Origin of the sequence: Solidesulfovibrio sp., assembly GCF_029978005.1 — a bacterium.
Classification (GTDB): Bacteria; Desulfobacterota; Desulfovibrionia; order Desulfovibrionales; family Desulfovibrionaceae; genus Solidesulfovibrio.
This window is the reverse complement of record NZ_JARKOZ010000165.1, coordinates 1-16483: the sequence shown is the minus strand read 5'-3', so window position 1 is coordinate 16483 and position 16483 is coordinate 1. Positions and strand designations below refer to the sequence as shown.

13 protein-coding genes, 3 tRNA genes and 1 CRISPR repeat array are annotated in these 16483 nt (G+C 65.0%); of the genes, 8 read left to right on the top strand and 8 right to left on the bottom strand.

What is annotated here, in order from left to right:
• Nucleotides 1-301: 301 nt before the first annotated feature.
• The 7 genes from Q1K70_RS18255 to Q1K70_RS18225 all read right to left on the bottom strand — a co-directional run bounded on the left by Q1K70_RS18255 (nucleotide 302) and on the right by Q1K70_RS18225 (nucleotide 5889).
• On the bottom strand, nucleotides 302-814 hold the full coding sequence (locus Q1K70_RS18255; RefSeq protein ID WP_300162747.1) for a CarD family transcriptional regulator: 513 nt from the start codon (nucleotides 812-814) through the stop codon (nucleotides 302-304).
• Nucleotides 815-954: 140 nt separating this feature from the next.
• Nucleotides 955-1578 (bottom strand): aminoacyl-tRNA hydrolase, encoded by a 624-nt coding sequence (pth, locus tag Q1K70_RS18250; RefSeq protein ID WP_300162744.1) that lies wholly within the window; start codon nucleotides 1576-1578, stop codon nucleotides 955-957.
• Between the two features lie 96 nt (nucleotides 1579-1674).
• Nucleotides 1675-2265: a 50S ribosomal protein L25/general stress protein Ctc gene (locus Q1K70_RS18245; protein WP_300162741.1), complete on the bottom strand. Its 591-nt coding sequence runs from the start codon at nucleotides 2263-2265 to the stop codon at nucleotides 1675-1677.
• Nucleotides 2266-2325: 60 nt separating this feature from the next.
• Nucleotides 2326-3270, bottom strand: a complete 945-nt coding sequence (locus Q1K70_RS18240; RefSeq protein ID WP_300162738.1) for a ribose-phosphate pyrophosphokinase — start codon at nucleotides 3268-3270, stop codon at nucleotides 2326-2328.
• Between the two features lie 76 nt (nucleotides 3271-3346).
• Nucleotides 3347-3422, bottom strand: a tRNA-Gln gene (locus Q1K70_RS18235).
• Nucleotides 3423-3478: 56 nt separating this feature from the next.
• Nucleotides 3479-4369 carry a 4-(cytidine 5'-diphospho)-2-C-methyl-D-erythritol kinase gene (ispE, locus tag Q1K70_RS18230; protein ID WP_300162735.1) on the bottom strand — a complete coding sequence of 297 codons (891 nt, stop codon included), beginning with the start codon at nucleotides 4367-4369 and terminating at the stop codon, nucleotides 3479-3481.
• Nucleotides 4370-4422: 53 nt separating this feature from the next.
• Nucleotides 4423-5889, bottom strand: coding sequence for a DegQ family serine endoprotease (locus Q1K70_RS18225; RefSeq protein WP_300162732.1), 1467 nt, complete (start codon nucleotides 5887-5889; stop codon nucleotides 4423-4425).
• Nucleotides 5890-6303: 414 nt separating this feature from the next.
• Here Q1K70_RS18225 and Q1K70_RS18220 point away from each other — a divergent pair.
• Both Q1K70_RS18220 and Q1K70_RS18215 read left to right on the top strand, forming a co-directional pair.
• Nucleotides 6304-6380: transfer RNA gene (locus Q1K70_RS18220), tRNA-Arg, on the top strand.
• 443 nt (nucleotides 6381-6823) lie between these two features.
• Nucleotides 6824-9040 carry a CRISPR-associated endonuclease Cas3'' gene (locus Q1K70_RS18215; protein ID WP_300162729.1) on the top strand — a complete coding sequence of 739 codons (2217 nt, stop codon included), beginning with the start codon at nucleotides 6824-6826 and terminating at the stop codon, nucleotides 9038-9040.
• 47 nt (nucleotides 9041-9087) lie between these two features.
• Here the strand turns inward: Q1K70_RS18215 and Q1K70_RS18210 are convergent.
• Nucleotides 9088-9185: transfer RNA gene (locus Q1K70_RS18210), tRNA-Pro, on the bottom strand.
• 660 nt (nucleotides 9186-9845) lie between these two features.
• Between Q1K70_RS18210 and cas5c the strand changes: the two genes are divergently transcribed.
• Genes cas5c through cas2 form a run of 6 tightly spaced genes read left to right on the top strand, consistent with a single transcriptional unit; the run spans nucleotide 9846 to nucleotide 15034 of the window.
• Entirely contained in the window at nucleotides 9846-10496 is a 651-nt protein-coding gene (cas5c, locus tag Q1K70_RS18205; protein ID WP_300162727.1) for a type I-C CRISPR-associated protein Cas5c, read from the top strand.
• Nucleotides 10493-12199, top strand: coding sequence for a type I-C CRISPR-associated protein Cas8c/Csd1 (cas8c, locus tag Q1K70_RS18200; RefSeq protein WP_300162724.1), 1707 nt, complete (start codon nucleotides 10493-10495; stop codon nucleotides 12197-12199). The genes cas5c and cas8c overlap by 4 nt, the downstream gene beginning before the upstream one ends.
• 3 nt (nucleotides 12200-12202) lie before the next feature.
• Nucleotides 12203-13072 carry a type I-C CRISPR-associated protein Cas7/Csd2 gene (gene cas7c / locus Q1K70_RS18195; protein ID WP_300162722.1) on the top strand — a complete coding sequence of 290 codons (870 nt, stop codon included), beginning with the start codon at nucleotides 12203-12205 and terminating at the stop codon, nucleotides 13070-13072.
• 10 nt (nucleotides 13073-13082) lie between these two features.
• A complete protein-coding gene (gene cas4, locus Q1K70_RS18190) occupies nucleotides 13083-13712 on the top strand; it encodes a CRISPR-associated protein Cas4 (protein WP_300162719.1) in 630 nt (209 codons plus the stop codon).
• Nucleotides 13709-14740, top strand: a complete 1032-nt coding sequence (gene cas1c, locus Q1K70_RS18185; RefSeq protein ID WP_300162716.1) for a type I-C CRISPR-associated endonuclease Cas1c — start codon at nucleotides 13709-13711, stop codon at nucleotides 14738-14740. The genes cas4 and cas1c overlap by 4 nt, the downstream gene beginning before the upstream one ends.
• A 3-nt stretch (nucleotides 14741-14743) precedes the next feature.
• On the top strand, nucleotides 14744-15034 hold the full coding sequence (cas2, locus tag Q1K70_RS18180; RefSeq protein ID WP_300162713.1) for a CRISPR-associated endonuclease Cas2: 291 nt from the start codon (nucleotides 14744-14746) through the stop codon (nucleotides 15032-15034).
• A gap of 178 nt (nucleotides 15035-15212) precedes the next feature.
• Nucleotides 15213-16438: direct repeats of the CRISPR family, unit length 32 nt; unit sequence GTCGCCCCCTGCGCGGGGGCGCGGATTGAAAC.
• Nucleotides 16439-16483: the final 45 nt, after the last annotated feature.

Below are 16483 nucleotides of genomic sequence, written 5' to 3'. Positions count from 1 at the left end.
CGTCGCTTTCGACTGGGTCGGAAAGCACGGGCGCAGGGGGGGACTGGGGAGGACGTCCGCGGCGTTTGGGTGCGTTGCTCACAGAAATAGCCCGGCGCGGAATAGCGCGTCTTGAAGTGATCGATAAAACCCGATGCAGCGTGGATTCAGTATGGCCGTCCGATGAAAGAGCGGCGTATACTCGCTTGTTTACGGGGACCAGTGTAGTGGAGGACAGACCGGCAGCGGCCTGGAAAGATCCATATACTTTTTCCGGGGACTGTCAAGGGCGGCTCGGCCCGCAGGCCGATGCCCCGGCCGATCACTCCTCGGGTTTGGGGGCCAGGACGTCGGCGAAGATCTCGTTGATGACGTCCTTGATCTCCTGCTGCTCCTTGCCGAGCGCCAAGGCCAGCTCCAGGGTGAGCAGGCTCGTGGCCTGCTCCAGCAGCCGGCGCTCGCCGAAGGACAACTCCTTGTTCTGGCCGATGAGCAGCAGCTCCTTGAGCACGTAGGCCACGTCGGCCAGGTCGCCGCTTTTGAGCTTCTCGGAATATTCGCGGTAGCGCCGGTTCCAGTTCTGGCCGGTGTAGCCGGTGAAGTCCGAACGGTCCTTGAGGGACTCGATGATGGCCTCGCCCCGCTCGGCGGTGCACAAGGGGCGCAGGCCGACGTTGGCGGCGTTTTTGACCGGCACCATGAGGGTGACGTTGTTGCTCAGGATGCGCACGATGAAAAAGTCGGCCGAGGCACCGCCGATTTCCTGGGTCTCGATACGTTCGACCCTGCCCACACCCTGGGCTGGATATACGACTAGCTGGTCCTCGGAAAACACGATCGACTCCTTGACGGGAAAGCGCAGGCCGCAAGAGCGCCACTATCGTCTACGACCCAAACTACCGTACTTGCCGCCATGTGTCCACGGATTCCGGCGGCGACGACGACAGGGAGGCGCGCGGGGCGGGGGAAACGGAATCAGGAGGCGGCGGCGTCGAAGCCGCCGGCCTTGCGCATGGCCGCCTCGAGGCCGTCCTCGAGACAGGTCATGACGGCCTCCACGGCCGCCGGCAGCACCCGGCGCACCACGGCCAGCTCGTCGGACCGGAAGGGTTCGAGCACGTAGCCGGCCACGTCCCGGCCGGGTTCGGGCCGGCCGATGCCCAGGCGCAGGCGGATGAAGTCCGCGGATCCCAGCTCCTGGGTGAGGGACTTGAGCCCGTTGTGGCCGGCGTTGCCGCCGCCGCGCTTGGCCCGCATGCGCCCCAGCGGCAGGTCGAGCTCGTCGTGGACGACCAGGACGTCGGCCGGGGTCAGGCCGTAGAAGTCCATGGCTCCGCGCACGGCCCGGCCGCTCAGGTTCATGAAGGTCAGCGGCTTGACGCACAAAAACTGGGCGAAGGCCCCGCCGGGCAGCACGGGCAGGGAGATGGTCGCGGCCTCCATGTCCTTTCGCGAGGACAGGGCGGCCCGCGGCGCGCCGCCGAGCTCCCGGGCCCGCTCGACAAGGGCGTCCACGGCCATGAAGCCGAAGTTGTGGCGGGTGGCGGCGTAGCGGGGTCCCGGGTTGCCAAGCCCGGCGATGAGCGCGGTGACGGCCATGAGCAGTGCGTCCGGGGTTGCGTCGTCAAAGGAAAAAGAGGCGGGACGCGTCGGCCGCGCCCCGCCCGAAAGGTCGCCTGGAGTCGGTCGTCGCGCTTAGGCGCTGGGGGCCGCGGCCTCGACCTCGGGCATGATGATGCCCAGGATGGCGTAGTTGTCGTCGTAGACGGCCGTGACGCCCTCGGGAAGGGTCAGGTCGGCCACCTGCACGCTCTCGTTGACGTCGAGCTCGGTGATGTCGATGACCACCTTGTCCGGAATGGACAGGGGCAGGGAGGACACCTCGATGGACTCGCGGTGCAGTTCCAGCGCGCCGCCCTTGACCTGGCCCTTGGACTTGCCAACGACCTCCACGGGGATGTGCACGCGAATGGGCTTTTCCAGGTCCACGCCGTAGAAGTCCACGTGGGTGAAGCGCGCTTTGGTCGGATGGTACTGGAGCTTCCAAACAAGGGCCGGCTTGGTCTCCTTGCCGGTTTCGCCCTCGATCTCGAGGTGGAAGACGTGGGCGGAGGAGGTCTTGGAATAGAGCTTTTCCAGGGGGAGGTGCTCGACCATGACCGGGATGTTGACGCCGGCGGCGTCGTAGTAGACGCCCGGGACCAGGTCCTTGGCGCGAAGCTTCCTGTTGGCGCCCTTGCCGATGCCCGTGCGGGGCGAAACGGTCAGGGTTTGCATCTCTTTCATAGCGTCTATCTCCTTGTCGCCCGGGGGCGAAACATGATTTCCGGTCCGGCTTGCCGCTCCCTAGGTGAACAGCACGCTCACCGAGGACTCGGTGTGGATGTTGTGGATGGCCTTGGCCAGCAGTCCGGCGATGGACAGGACCTTGATCTTGGCGCAGGCCTTGGCCTTGTCGTTTAGGGGGATCGTGTTGGTGGTCACGATCTGGGAAAAGGGCGAGGCTTCCAGGCGCTCGATGGCCGGGCCGGACAGCACCGGGTGGGTGGCGGCGGCCATGACCTCGCGCGCGCCGTTTTCGAGCAGCACGGTGCCGGCCTGGCACATGGTGCCGGCGGTGTCGATCATGTCGTCGAGGACCACGCAGAGCTTGTCCTTGACGTCGCCGATGACGTGCATGGCTTGCGCCTGGTTGGGGGCGTCGCGTCGCTTGTCGATGATGGCCAGGCTTCCGCCCAGGCGTTTGGCAAAGGACCGGGCCCGCTCCACGCCGCCGGCGTCGGGCGAGACCACGCACAGGTTCTGGCCCTGGAATTCCTTGAAGTATTCGGCCATGATCGGCGCGGAAAAGAGGTTGTCCACGGGCAGGTTGAAAAAGCCCTGGATCTGGCCGGCGTGCAGGTCGATGGTGAGCAGGCGGTTCATGCCGGCCACGGTGAGGAAGTCGGCCACGAGCTTGGCGGAGATGGGGGCGCGGGGCGCGACCTTGCGGTCCTGGCGGGCGTAGCCGTAGTACGGCACCACGGCGGTGACGCGCTGGGCGCTGGCGCGCTTGAGGGCGTCGAGGATCAGGCACAGCTCCATCAGGTTGTAGTTGACCGGATAGGAGGTGGACTGGACCACGAAGATGTCGCAGCCGCGCACGTTGGCGCCGATTTCGACGCGGATCTCGCCGTCGCTGAAGGTGCCGACCTTGGCCGGCAGCAGGGTGCAGCCCAGGTGGTCGCAGATGGCGGCGGCCAGGACGGGGTTGGACGTGCCGGTGAGGATTTTCAGATCGCCTTGCGCCATGCCGGGCCTCGGAAGTCTTTGGGCCGCCGGAAGCGCCGGGCGGCCGTTCCGCCTGGGGCGGACGGTGGTTCGTGTATGGCTGGGGCGGTAGGACTCGAACCCACGAATGCGGGGACCAAAACCCCGTGCCTTACCAACTTGGCGACGCCCCAGCATGCCGGTCCGCCCTGGGGCGGACGTAAACGCAATCAGGCTCTCCGCGCGCGGATCACAGCGACGCGAGAAAGACGCGGGGTCCGTTTCCCGACAGCTGCGCCATGGCCACCACGGCGGCGTGGCGCGTGCGGAAAAGGCCGAACACCGCAGAACCCGTCCCGGAAAGAAGCGCGCCCGCCGCCCCGAAGGCCAGCAGGCGTTCCTTGACCCGCCCGATCTCCGGGTGGGCGGCGAAAACGACGGACTCGAAGTCGTTTCGCATGGGCGCTCCTGTCACGCAAAAGGGCTTTTTATTATCGTCGAAAGCCCTTGTCAAGCACTGCGCCCCGGGTTTTTCGGGCGAGGCCCGGGAGGCGTCCAGGGCGGCGTAGGCCCAGGCGGTGTTGACCCGGCTGGGAGGGCAGGCGACCACCACGTGCCAGCCGCCAAGGCCCGCGTCCACGGGGACGAGGCGTTCGCCCACGCCCGTGGCCAGGGCCGGGGAGTCCTGGAGGAAGAAGGGCACGTCGGCCCCGAGGGCCAGGGCCAGGCGGCCCAAGGCGTCGGCGCCGAGCGTCGCCTCGCCGGCGCGTTCGTTCAGGTAGCACAGCATGGCGGCCGCGTCCGAGGAGCCGCCGCCCAGGCCCGCGCCGTGCGGGATGCGCTTTTTGAGCATCACTTCCAGGCGGGGGGCGTGTCCCGTGGCCGCGGCGTAGGCGCGGTAGGCCCGCATGACGAGGTTGTCGTCGGTTTCCAGCTCCGGGTCGGAGCACATGAAATCGATGTCGCCCGGCCCTTCGAAGCGGCGGATGGAGAAGACGTCGGCCGGTTCGGGCAGGGGGAGGAAGAGCGTCTCGATGTCGTGGTAGCCGTCGGCCCGGCGCGGCCCAACGGCAAGGCGCAGGTTGACCTTGCAGGGGACGGGAATGGCGGTTTCCTCGACGCAGTGCGGCATCAGGCCCATGGCGCGCCTTGGGGCGGCCGGCGACGCGACGTCGCGTCGCCGGCCGGGTTGCGTTATTTCGTGTCCGTCAGCGGCACGGTCCGGAAGACGGTCTGGCGCTGGCGCTTGATCTGGAGCATCACCACGCCCTTGGCCTTGCCGTCCTCGGCCACCGCCTTCTTGAATTCCTCGGGAGAGTTGACCGCCCGCTGGTTGACTTCGAACACGACGTCGCCGGGGCGCACGTCGGACTGTTCGGCCTCGGAGCCGTCTTCCACTTCCGTTACCAGCACACCGCGGGGCTTGTCCATGCCCAGGGCCCTGGCCTCGCGGGCGGCGACGGCGCGCAGGGTGAGCCCGATGCTTTTGGCCTCGGCGTCGGCCGGTCCGGCCTCGTCGCCGCCGTCCTCGCCGGGGCCGCCCTGCTGGGCGAGCTTTTTCGCGTCGCGTTCGCCCAGCGTCACGGAGACCGTGACCGGGGAGCCCTTGCGCACCAGGGTCATTTCCGTGGACTGGCCGGGCTTGAGGGAGGCGATGCGGCGCAGCAGTTCGTTGGTGTTCTCCACCTTGTCGCCGGCCACGGCGGTGATGACGTCTCCGGTCTTGATGCCGGCCTTGGCCGCGGGCTGGCCTTCGAGCACGGAGGTGACCAGCGCGCCCTTGGTGTTGTCCAGGCCCAGGGCCTTGGCGGTGTTCTCGTCGATGTCCTGGATGGTGACGCCGATCCAGCCGCGCTTGACGGACTTGCCTTCGCGCAGCTGGGCGATGACGTCTTTCGCCATGCCGGAGGGGATGGCGAAGCCGATGCCCTGGCCCGAGGCCACGATGGCGGTGTTGATGCCCACGACCTTGCCGTCGAGGTCGATCAGCGGGCCGCCGGAGTTGCCGGGGTTGATGGAGGCGTCGGTCTGGATGAAGTTGTCGAAGGGGCCGGCTCCGATGATGCGTCCCTTGGCGCTGACGATGCCGAGGGTGACGGTGTTTTCCAGGCCGAAGGGGTTGCCGATGGCCAGCACCCATTCGCCGACCTTGACCTTGCCGGAGTCGCCGAACTCCAGGTAGGGCAGGTTGGACTTGCCGTCGATCTTGAGCAGGGCCAGGTCGGTTTCGGGGTCGCGGCCGATGATCTTGGCGGTGAGCGGCTTTTCGTTGTTCCTGAACTGGACCTTGACCTCGTCGGCGTTGTCGACGACGTGGTTGTTGGTCACGATGTAGCCGTCGGCGGAGATGACGAAGCCCGAGCCCATGGAGCGCTGCTTATGGGGCTTGCCGCCGCCCTTGCCCTGGGGGCCGAAGAATTTTTCGAACTGGTCGAAGAAATCGTCCATGGGGCCGCCGCGGCGGTTGTGGAACTGCTCGAAGAGGTCGCGCATGCCCTCTTGGGCCTTGGCGGTCTTGGTGGTGGAGATGTTGACCACGGCGGGTCCGTCCTTGTCCACGAGCTCGGTGATGTCGGGCAGGGGGATGCGGGCGGCGGCCATGGAGGTCCAGGCCAGGACCATGAGTGCGGCGGTCAGGGGCGCGAGGAAGCGTTTTTGCATGGTGAACTCCTGCGTGTTGGCTGGCGGCATAGTCGTTTTTGCCGTTCCAGGTGGCGCTTGGGGTCTCCGGGTTTCCGGTTTTGGGCGTTTGGGCGATATTGCCTGTTATACGCCGTTCGCGTCCGGTGTAAACCTGATCCTTCCGCCTTGACGTCCAGGCGGCTGGGCGGCGTTTCCGTCGCGCGGCGGGGTCTTGCCGTCAACGAAGGCCTGCCGGTTTCTTGACAAGCGTCCGTGCGGCAAATAGTAAAGTTTGTTCGTCGCGCGTCAATCGGCGCTCTTTTTGCGGGAGCGTTCGCCGACAGAATTCGGCGCTTGAAAACAGCTAAGTATTTCACGTAGTTGATTTTCGAGACCGAATCGGATTGGGCGTAAGTATAAAAGAAGTATGAACATCGTTTCATGCGCCGCCGTGCTCCCGTAGCTCAGTAGGATAGAGCGATCGCCTCCTAAGCGATAGGCCGTGCGTTCGAATCGCGCCGGGAGCACCATAAAAATCAAGGGGTTGGACTGAATGGGTCCAGCCCCTTTTGCGTTGGGTGGGGATTTTGTCCCCCGTATGTCCCCCGGTTTGGAATTATGAGACAGCTCATAGGCAGAGTTTGCTTCCTTTTGCCCTTTCCCGGGGACGACCTAGTAATCGTCGCGTGATGGACTTTGCTGGTTCGCACCCTCGTTAAGGCGTGCCCGTTTGGAGACCATGTAAAATCCGAGTCTCTTTCGGCGATAGTCCGGGCACGGCATCCTCTTGTCCGAAGTTGTCTGTCGTTGAAGATCGGATACTGCATAGCATACCCGCCTGCCGTCGCTTGAATTTTTGCCCTCGCGCGGGGCGCAGTCATTATCGGGTATTTTGTTAAAAGATACGGGAGTTGCGTTTCGCGGTGTTGAGACATATGTTAGCTGTATCGCTTGGGTAGTAGAGGTGCCCGATATGCCCGAGGAACGTCATTGGTACGCTCACAGTGTTGCTGGCCTGCCGCAGGAGGCGTGGCAGACGCTTCCCGAGCACCTGCATGCCGTGGCCAAGCGGGCTGCGAAGTTCGCCGACGCCTTCGGTGCGGGCACATGGGGCCATGCGGCCGGGTTGTTGCACGACGCCGGTAAATACACGGAAGCATTTCAGCGCCGCCTTGCCGGAGGGGCCGAGCGGGTGGACCATTCCACGGCCGGGGCCAAGCTGGCCGCGGACCTTGCGCCGCAGGCCGGTAAGATCCTGGCCTACGCCATCGCTGGGCATCACGCCGGCCTCGCAGACGGCAAAAGCAATGACCCCTCCTGCCTGAGCGAGCGCCTGGAACGGGCCATCCTGCTTGAACTGCCGCAGTGGCTGAAGCAGGCCGCCTTGCCCACGCAATCGCCATTTGCCTTTGCTCCCAAGCGGATGGGCTTCGGCTGGGCGTTTTTCATCCGCATGCTCTATTCCTGCCTGGTGGACGCGGATTTTCTCGATACCGAGGAATTCCTCAACAAGGGGCAAAGCACGCTGCGGGGCGAATATCCGCCCGTGGACACGCTTCGCGAGCGGTTGCGGGCACATCTGGCCGGATTTGCGCATAAGGCGCATCCCTCTCCGGTCGATCCCTGGCGGGCGAAGGTGCTTGCGTGGTGCTGCGATGCCGCGCGGGAAGAGCCCGGGCTTTTTTCTCTGACCGTGCCCACCGGCGGCGGCAAGACGCTTTCCTCCCTGGCCTTCGCTCTGGAGCACGCCGCCACGCATGGCCTGGAGCGGGTCATCTACGTCATTCCCTATACGAGCATCATCGAGCAGAACGCCGACGTGTTCCGCAAGGCCCTTGGTGAGGGCGTCGTGGTCGAGCACCACAGCAATTTCGATCCCTGGCGGAAAAAAGGTTCGCATGCGGACGCCCCCGAGCCGGCCGGCGACGAGACGTTGGCCCGGCGCTTGGAGCTTGCCTGCGAGAACTGGGATGCGCGGCTGGTCGTGACCACCAGCGTGCAGTTTTTCGAGTCGCTTTTCGCCGCCCGTTCCTCGAAGTGCCGCAAGCTGCACAACATCGCGCGCAGCGTCGTCATCCTGGACGAGGCGCAGATGCTGCCGCCGGCCGTTTTGCGGCCGTGTCTCGAGGCGTTGCGCGAGCTCTACGAACATTACGGCACGACGGTCGTTTTGTGTACGGCCACCCAGCCGGCGCTCGAGAAATCGGCCGAGTTCCCTTGCGGCCTGGATGCGCCCCGGGAAATCGTGCGCGACATGCCAGGGCTTTTCACGGCGCTGAAGCGCACGCGCGTGGAGCATCTGGGCCGGCTGACCGATGCGGCGCTGCTCGAGCGGCTCGCGGGGCACAGGCAGGTGCTGTGTGTGGTCAATACGCGCCGTCATGCGCGGCTGTTGCGCCGGGGCCTCGGCGAGGCGGAAGGCGTGTTTCATTTAAGCGCCTCCATGTGTCCGGCGCACCGCACTGAAAAGCTCGAAGCGATCCGCAAGGCGCTCCAGGCAGGTGCGCCGTGCCGCGTGGTGAGCACGCAGCTCATCGAGTGTGGGGTCGATGTGAGCTTTCCGGTGGTCTACCGCGCCGCTGCGGGCGTCGATGCCGTGGCCCAGGCGGGCGGGCGCTGCAACCGCGAGGGGGAGCTGCCCGGGGGCGGCGTTGTGTACGTGTTCGAGGCGCAGGACACGCCGCCGCCCAAGGGGGAAATGAGCCGCGCGGCCCAGGTGGGGGCGGAAGTCATGCGGCGGCATGCGGACGTGTTGTCGCCGGCGGCGGTGGAGGACTATTTCCGGACGCTGTACTGGTCGGAGGGGGCGGACCGGTTGGACGCCAAGGGGATTTTGGAGCGGCTGCGGGCCATGGACGCCCGGGCGAATCTGCCGCTTCGCGAGGTTTCGGAATTGTTCGCGTTTATTGAGAACACGTACCGGCCGGTGATTGTCCCTTGGGACGCGGAGGGGGCGCGGATCGTGGACGGTCTTGAACACGCGGAGCACACGGGCCGGCTGGCCCGGCGCGCCCAGCGCTACACGGTGCAGATACCGCCCCGGGAGTTCGCGGCTCTGGAACAGGCGGGCGCGCTCGAATGTCTGCGGGAGCGGTTTTACGTGCTGCGCGACATGGCGCGCTACGACGCGCAGGAGGGGCTTGCCATCGAGGACGGCGGGGCGTTCCGGGCGGAGGAGTGGATACGATGATAGAGTCCTATTCCGTTGTTGCTGATATATCGGGGATAGGATAAAAATGGTCCCGGCGGCGGGATTCGAACCCGCAAGGCTACGGTGCTACCGCATCACCTCCGACGTCCAAGGTCGGTGCGTGAACCAGTTCCGCCACGCCGGGACTGGGCAAGCAGGGCAAGGGGAAACGGTTAGTTCTTGGCGGGACTGCGTTTCCCCTTGTTCATTTCTGTCGTCGCGCCGACCCTCGGCTTTCCGCCTCGGCGCTCGTCGGTTTGGCGGCGGCATACATCTCTCCTTCTGTTGTTGTATCTATTTAGCGATTTCGGTAAACCTCTATGTGGGGAGTAACTGGTTGAAGGGCTGTTTGTCAATGCTAACAAACGCTTTAGCCTGATTGAATATTCTTTTGCGCTAATCTAAAATACATAAATAAAATCAATATTATAATGTCTTCTGTGGTGCTTGTTTAATTTTTCTAGTCGAGATAGGCTGGCACCTGTCCTTGGGGTAACCAAGCTAAGATGTTTGAATTCTCTATTTTGAATTGATATTTTGTGCTGCGTTAATTCAATGCCCCCTAAGCGGGGGTAAAAAAATAATTTGTGGGGAGCTAAATAAGCTCAGCCCATAGTGATGGCTTGCGTGCAGAGACGAGGGTTGAAACTTTAGGTGTTGAATGTCGCTCCAGTTTTGGGGCGTGGATTGAAACAATCACGCGCACAGCGTATTGTATGGCATGGCCCTGACTTCTCGATGTCAGGGCCAGAAGGAGGAATTTGTTTAAATAATTAATTTATTTGTTGTAAATAAGGAGGTAGAAATGGCCTTTGGCGTCGGTCTCATGGTGCGAGGCGACTACGCCTGCTTCACTCGGCCGGAAATGAAGTCCGAGCGCGTGTCCTACGACGTCATGACGCCGTCCGCAGCGCGCGGCATACTGGAAGCCGTCTACTGGAAACCGGAAATCACCTGGGTCGTCGACCGCATACACGTCCTTTCCCCCATCCGCTTCACCACCATACGCCGCAACGAACTCGGCGGCAAAATGCCCTACGGCAATGTCAGGTCCGCCATGAAAGGCGGCAGCCCGCCCGCGGTCTTCATCGAAGAAGACCGGCAGCAGCGCGCCGCATTGGTGCTGCGCGACGTCGCGTACGTCATAGACGCCCACTTCGACGTCAAGGGCGGCGACGCCAACACCGCCAAGCACAAGGAAATGTTCGAACGCCGCGCGCGCAAGGGTCAGTGCTTCCACCAGCCCTACCTCGGCTGTCGCGAATTCCCGGCCGCCTTCGAATGGCTGGACGGCGACGCGCCCCAAACCGGCCTGCCCCAGGCCGACCGGGACAAGGACCTGGGATTTATGCTCCACGACATCGACTTCGCCCGCGACATGACGCCCCGGTTTTTCCGGGCGCGCCTGCAAAACGGCATCCTCACCGTGCCGCCGTTCGCGGAGGCCACGGCATGATCCTCACCGCCCTTGCCGACTACTACGAACGGCGCTGCCAGGAAGAGGAAAGTGAGATGCCGCTTTCCGGCTTCTCGCGGCAGAAAATCCACTTCGCCCTGAACCTCGCCCCGGACGGCGCTCTGGCCGGCGTCCTCGACCTGCGCCGCCAGGACGGCAAGAAGCTCGTCCCCGCGGAACTCGTCGTGCCCGAGGCGGTCAAGCGCTCGGTGGGCATCGCCGCCAACTTCCTCTGGGACAATACCGGCTACGTGCTCGGAGCCGACGAAAAGGGCAAACCCGAACGCTCGGCCAAGACCTTCGAAGCCTTCAAGGCCCTGTGCCACGAAATCGGCGACGGCCTGGACGACGCCGGCATGGCCGCCGTGCTGCGCTTCCTGGACGCCTGGAACCCGGCCGATGCGCCGGGACTGCCCCACTGGGAGGACATGGCCAAGGCCGCCAACCTCGTCTTCCGCCTGGAAGGCGAGCGGCGTTTCGTTCACGAACGCCCGGCCGTGCGCGAGGCCTGGCTGCGGCGTCGCGCCGCCGCATCGACCGGGCCGCGCGGCATGTGCCTGGTCACCGGCCGGGACGCGCCGCTGGCCCGGCTGCACCCGAGCATAAAGGGCGTGCGAGACGCCCAATCCTCGGGCGCGTCGCTGGTCTCCTTCAACCAGGAGTCGTTCACCTCCTACGCCAAGGAGCAAAGCTACAACGCGCCGGTCGGCGAACCCGCCGCCTTTGCCTACGCCACGGCGCTCAACCACCTGCTGCGCAAGGGCAGTCGCCAGCGCGTGCAGATCGGCGACGCCACGACCGTGTTCTGGACCGAACGGCCCTCGCAGGTGGAAACCTTCATGGGGCAGGTGCTGGACCCCGAATCCGGGGACGGCCTGACCGACGCGCTGCGGCTGCGGCTGTTCCTGGAAGCGATCCGGGACGGAAAGAAGCCGGATTTCGACGAAACGGAATACGACAACGGCTTCTACGTCCTGGGGCTGGCCCCCAACGCCTCGCGGCTGTCCGTGCGCTTCTGGCACCGCGACACCGTGGAAGGCGCATGCGGCACGGTGGGGCGGCACTTCGCCGACCTGCGCCTGGAGCGCACCTGGGACAACGAGCCCGAATTCCCGGGCATGTGGCGGCTGCTGCGGGAAATCTCGCCGCAAAACGACCTGAAGAACGTCAATCCGGCCCTGGCCGGGGCGTTCATGCGCGCCATCCTCGCCGGCCAGCCCTATCCGGCCGGTCTGCCGGCCGCAGTCATCGGCCGCATACGCGCCGACCAGACCGTCGATTACCTGCGTGCGGCCATGCTTAAGGCCTATCTTGTGCGAAATGCCAGAAAGGAGGTGTCCGTGAGTCTCGATTCCGCGTCCCCCGATATAGGCTACAGGCTCGGACGGCTCTTCGCCGTCCTGGAAAAGGCGCAACAGGAAGCCATACCCGGTGCCAACACCACCATCCGCGACCGCTACTACGGCTCGGCCTCGGCTACGCCTGCGTCCGTGTTTCCGCAGCTCATGCGCCTAGCCCAGCATCATATTGAAAAAGCCGAGTACGGCCTCGTCTCCGACCGGCGCATCGAGGAAATCCTCGACGGCATCCAAGCCTTCCCCAAACACTTGAACCTCGACGAACAAGGCATGTTCGCCCTGGGCTACTACCACCAGCGCCGCGAAAACTACAAAAAAACCGGAAAAACCGAAGGGGAGGCCTAGGCCATGAGCGAACCCGTCCGCAATCGCCACGAATTCGTCTTCCTGTTCGACGTGGAAAACGGCAACCCCAACGGCGACCCTGACGCCGGCAACATGCCGCGCCTGGACCCGGAAACGAGCTACGGCCTCGTCACCGACGTGTGCCTCAAGCGCAAGATCCGCAACTACGTGGAGTTGGCCAAGGGCAACACCGATCCCTTTGAAATCTACGTGCGCGAAAAGGCCGTGCTCGGCACCGTGCAGGGCCGCGCCCACGCCGCCGTGGCCAAGGAGGGCGGCAAGAAGGCCGATGTCATCAAGGAGGCCCGGGACTGGATGTGCGCACATTTCTACGACGTGCGCACCTTCGGCGCGGTCATGTCGCTTAAGGAAAACAACTGCGGCCAGGTCAGAGGGCCTGTGCAGCTCAACTTCGCCCGCAGCATCGAACCCATCGTGCCGCTCGAAGTGAGCATCACCCGCATGGCCGTGGCCACGGAAAAAGAAGCCGAGAGCCAGTCCGGCGACAACCGCACCATGGGCCGCAAACATATCGTACCCTACGCCCTCTACCGGGCCGAAGGCTTCGTTTCCGCCCACTTGGCCGCCCAGACCGGCTTTTCCGAGGACGATCTGGCCCTTTTGTGGGAGGCGCTCGCCAGCATGTTCGACCACGACCACTCGGCCGCACGGGGCAAGATGAGCGCGCGTAAGCTCGTCGTTTTCAAGCACGATTCGGCCCTGGGCAACGCGCCGGCGCAAAAGCTCTTCGACTTGGTCGGCGTCGCCCGGGCCACGGACCCGGATTCCCCAGCCCGGGCTTTTGCCGATTACGCCGTCACCGTGGACAAGGCCGGCGTGCCCGGGGGCGTCACGCTCATCGAGAAACTGTAGGGGGGCGGCCATGTACGCGGAGGACGAGCTGCTCCCGCTTTCGGCGCTCCAGCACCTGCTTTTCTGCCGGCGGCAGTGCGCGCTGATCCACATCGAACGCGTGTGGGCCGAAAACGCCTTCACCGTCCGGGGCGGCATCCTCCACGAAAAGGCCCACGAGCAGGGGTACGCGTCCCGCGACGGCGTGCGCGTCGCGCGGGCCGTGCCCCTGCGCTCCATGGAACTCGGCCTTTCCGGCGTGGCCGACGTGGTGGAATTCCACGAGGGCGCGGAGGGGGAAATCGTTTTCCCCGTGGAATACAAGCTCGGCCAGCCCAAGGCCGACGCCTGCGACACGGTGCAGCTGTGCGCGCAGGCGCTTTGCCTGGAGGAAATGCTGTCGCGGCGCATCGAGGCCGGGGCGGTTTTCTACGGCCGCACGCGGCGACGTCTGGCCGTGGCCTTCGACGCGACCCTGCGCGAAACCACGCGCGTGGCCTGCGCCGACCTGCACGCCTTCATCGCGGCCGGGCGGACGCCGCAGGCCCGCTACGAAAAACGCTGCCGCTCCTGTTCGCTCGAGGCGACGTGCCTGCCGCAGGCCTGCGGCGGCAAACGCTCGGCGCGCGTCTATCTGCGACAAGCCGTCGAGGAACCATGAAACGCCATCTCAATACGCTTTTCGTCACCACGCAAGGCACATACCTGTTCAAGGACGGGGAGACGCTGGCGCTCAAGGTCGAGGACACGGTCAAGCTGCGCCTGCCCATCCACACCCTCGAAGGCGTGGTCTGTTTCGGGCAGGTTTCGGCGAGTCCGTTTCTGCTTGGGCACTGCGCCGCAAACGGCGTCTCCGTGAGCTTTCTTACGGAGCACGGCCGGTTTTTGGCCAGCGTGCAGGGGCCGGCGTCGGGCAACGTGCTGTTGCGGCGTCGGCAATACCGCCTGGCCGACGACCCGGCGGCGTCCGCGGACTTGGCCCGTTTTTTCCTTGCGGGCAAGCTGGCCAACTCGCGCGCCGTCTTGCGCCGGGCCCTTCGCGACCACGGCGGCAAGATCGAGGCCGAGGCGATCGGGCAGGCCATCGACCGCCTTTCGCAGCATCTGGAACGCTTGCAAACGGACATACCCCTCGATGCTGCGCGGGGGATCGAAGGCGACGCGGCCCATGCTTATTACGGCGTCTTCGACCACCTGATCGTTGCGGGCAAGGGCGATTTCGCCTTTGCCGGCCGCAACCGCCGTCCGCCCCTCGATCCGGTCAATTGCCTGCTGTCGTTTCTCTACACGCTTCTAGCCCATGACGTGCGCGCGGCGCTGGAGACCACAGGGCTCGATCCGGCCGTGGGGTTCCTGCATCGGGACAGGCCGGGCCGGCCGGGGCTGGCGCTGGACCTCATGGAGGAGTTCCGGCCGTTTTTCGCGGACCGGCTGGCCTTGACGCTGATCAATCTGGGGAAGGTCAAGGGGAGGGGATTCAAGCGGCTGGAGAGCGGGGCCGTGGTCATGGACGACCCGACGCGCAAGGAGGTGCTCGTGGCCTATCAGGAACGCAAGCAGGATGTGGTCGAGCACCCTTTTTTGCGGGAGAAGATGCCGATCGGTCTGTTGTTCCATACGCAGGCGCTGCTTTTCGCGCGCCATTTGCGGGGCGATCTGGACGGCTATCCGCCGTATTTGTGGAAGTGATCCATGATGGTGCTTGTGAGTTATGATGTCGCGACGTCCGACGCGGGCGGCGCGGGGCGGCTGCGGCGTGTGGCCAAGGCGTGCAAGGATTTCGGGCAACGCGTGCAATTTTCGGTGTTCGAGTGCGTTGTCGATCCGGGGCAATGGGAGCGGCTGCGGCATCGGCTCGTGGGGCTGATCGACGAGGAGAAGGACAGCCTGCGTTTCTATTATCTGGGCGCGAACTGGCGCGGGCGTGTGGAGCATGTCGGGGCGAAACCTTCCCTCGATCCCGAGGGGCCTCTTATCGTGTAGTCTGTGCGAACCGGAAGCGGGCGCGGGAGTCCCGGGAGGTTCGCACAGGTAGAACATAAACAAGAATAGTCTGTTATTCTTTCAGTTCTCTGAAAAAGGAGGAAGGGATACTTTGTTTTCGCCGGTTCGCGGTCTCAAGGCCGGGAAAGCCCGTCGTGCCTTGACTGCGCGTCCGGCCGTCGCCCCCTGCGCGGGGGCGCGGATTGAAACTGGACCCACTGCGAGGCCTTGCCCCAGGCCTCGAAGTCGCCCCCTGCGCGGGGGCGCGGATTGAAACTGCTGGACAACAGGATCCAGATTCCCTCCGTATAGTCGCCCCCTGCGCGGGGGCGCGGATTGAAACGGCATGCCGGTCTCCAAGCACCTCATCAACCGCCGTCGCCCCCTGCGCGGGGGCGCGGATTGAAACATCGTGGACGTGACCGTGCAACGCCTCGAGGAAGGTCGCCCCCTGCGCGGGGGCGCGGATTGAAACTACGCGTACCGCTGCCGCTGGTGCGGGTTCTACTTGTCGCCCCCTGCGCGGGGGCGCGGATTGAAACCAGGACGTGGTGCTGGATGAAATCCAGCAATGCGGTCGCCCCCTGCGCGGGGGCGCGGATTGAAACGTCACGGGCATCAACACGGCCCTGCGGGGCTGCGAGTCGCCCCCTGCGCGGGGGCGCGGATTGAAACCTCTGTCTGGTGCGGTTGTTTTCGTTCGTCACCGAGTCGCCCCCTGCGCGGGGGCGCGGATTGAAACTTGAGCACGCCGAAAAGCAAAAGGACGTGGCGCGTCGCCCCCTGCGCGGGGGCGCGGATTGAAACTCCCCATCGTGGGCGTGCTGTACCTGTTCCCCTCGTCGCCCCCTGCGCGGGGGCGCGGATTGAAACCCTTGCTGGATCGTCTAGCCATTGAGGGCCTCCCGTCGCCCCCTGCGCGGGGGCGCGGATTGAAACCTCGAACGCGTCGTTTTGCGTGGGCGTCAAGACGTCGCCCCCTGCGCGGGGGCGCGGATTGAAACCGCCGGGCGGGCATGTTCCACCCGGCCAGCCCCAGTCGCCCCCTGCGCGGGGGCGCGGATTGAAACTTGGAAGCGTCCCGAATGTCCCGGTCCAGGGAGGTTGTCGCCCCCTGCGCGGGGGCGCGGATTGAAACAGCCTGTTCGCGAACCTGGGCATGGAGCGGGTGGAGTCGCCCCCTGCGCGGGGGCGCGGATTGAAACGTTTTATATTCATCGAGGATGAAATCCATTTGATCGTCGCCCCCTGCGCGGGGGCGCGGATTGAAACCCGTACGCGCGGCCGGACAGCTACCTCGTCCAGGGTCGCCCCCTGCGCGGGGGCGCGGATTGAAACCAGCATCTTGCCGAGTTCGGCCGTCGTGACGCCCGTCGCCCCCTGCGCGGGGGCGCGGATTGAAACCTCGCTCATGATTTTCCTCCTCCGATGAGGCGATGTCGCCCCCTG

Coding starts and splice junctions, on each gene's coding strand:
- Q1K70_RS18245 (WP_300162741.1), bottom strand. CDS start 2,265: ATGAAAGAGATGCAAACCCTGACCGTTTCGCCCCGCACGGGCATCGGC.
- Q1K70_RS18215 (WP_300162729.1), top strand. CDS start 6,824: ATGCCCGAGGAACGTCATTGGTACGCTCACAGTGTTGCTGGCCTGCCG.
- cas4 (WP_300162719.1), top strand. CDS start 13,083: ATGTACGCGGAGGACGAGCTGCTCCCGCTTTCGGCGCTCCAGCACCTG.
- cas2 (WP_300162713.1), top strand. CDS start 14,744: ATGATGGTGCTTGTGAGTTATGATGTCGCGACGTCCGACGCGGGCGGC.
- cas7c (WP_300162722.1), top strand. CDS start 12,203: ATGAGCGAACCCGTCCGCAATCGCCACGAATTCGTCTTCCTGTTCGAC.
- Q1K70_RS18225 (WP_300162732.1), bottom strand. CDS start 5,889: ATGCAAAAACGCTTCCTCGCGCCCCTGACCGCCGCACTCATGGTCCTG.
- Q1K70_RS18240 (WP_300162738.1), bottom strand. CDS start 3,270: ATGGCGCAAGGCGATCTGAAAATCCTCACCGGCACGTCCAACCCCGTC.
- cas1c (WP_300162716.1), top strand. CDS start 13,709: ATGAAACGCCATCTCAATACGCTTTTCGTCACCACGCAAGGCACATAC.
- ispE (WP_300162735.1), bottom strand. CDS start 4,369: ATGGGCCTGATGCCGCACTGCGTCGAGGAAACCGCCATTCCCGTCCCC.
- pth (WP_300162744.1), bottom strand. CDS start 1,578: ATGGCCGTCACCGCGCTCATCGCCGGGCTTGGCAACCCGGGACCCCGC.
- cas8c (WP_300162724.1), top strand. CDS start 10,493: ATGATCCTCACCGCCCTTGCCGACTACTACGAACGGCGCTGCCAGGAA.
- cas5c (WP_300162727.1), top strand. CDS start 9,846: ATGGCCTTTGGCGTCGGTCTCATGGTGCGAGGCGACTACGCCTGCTTC.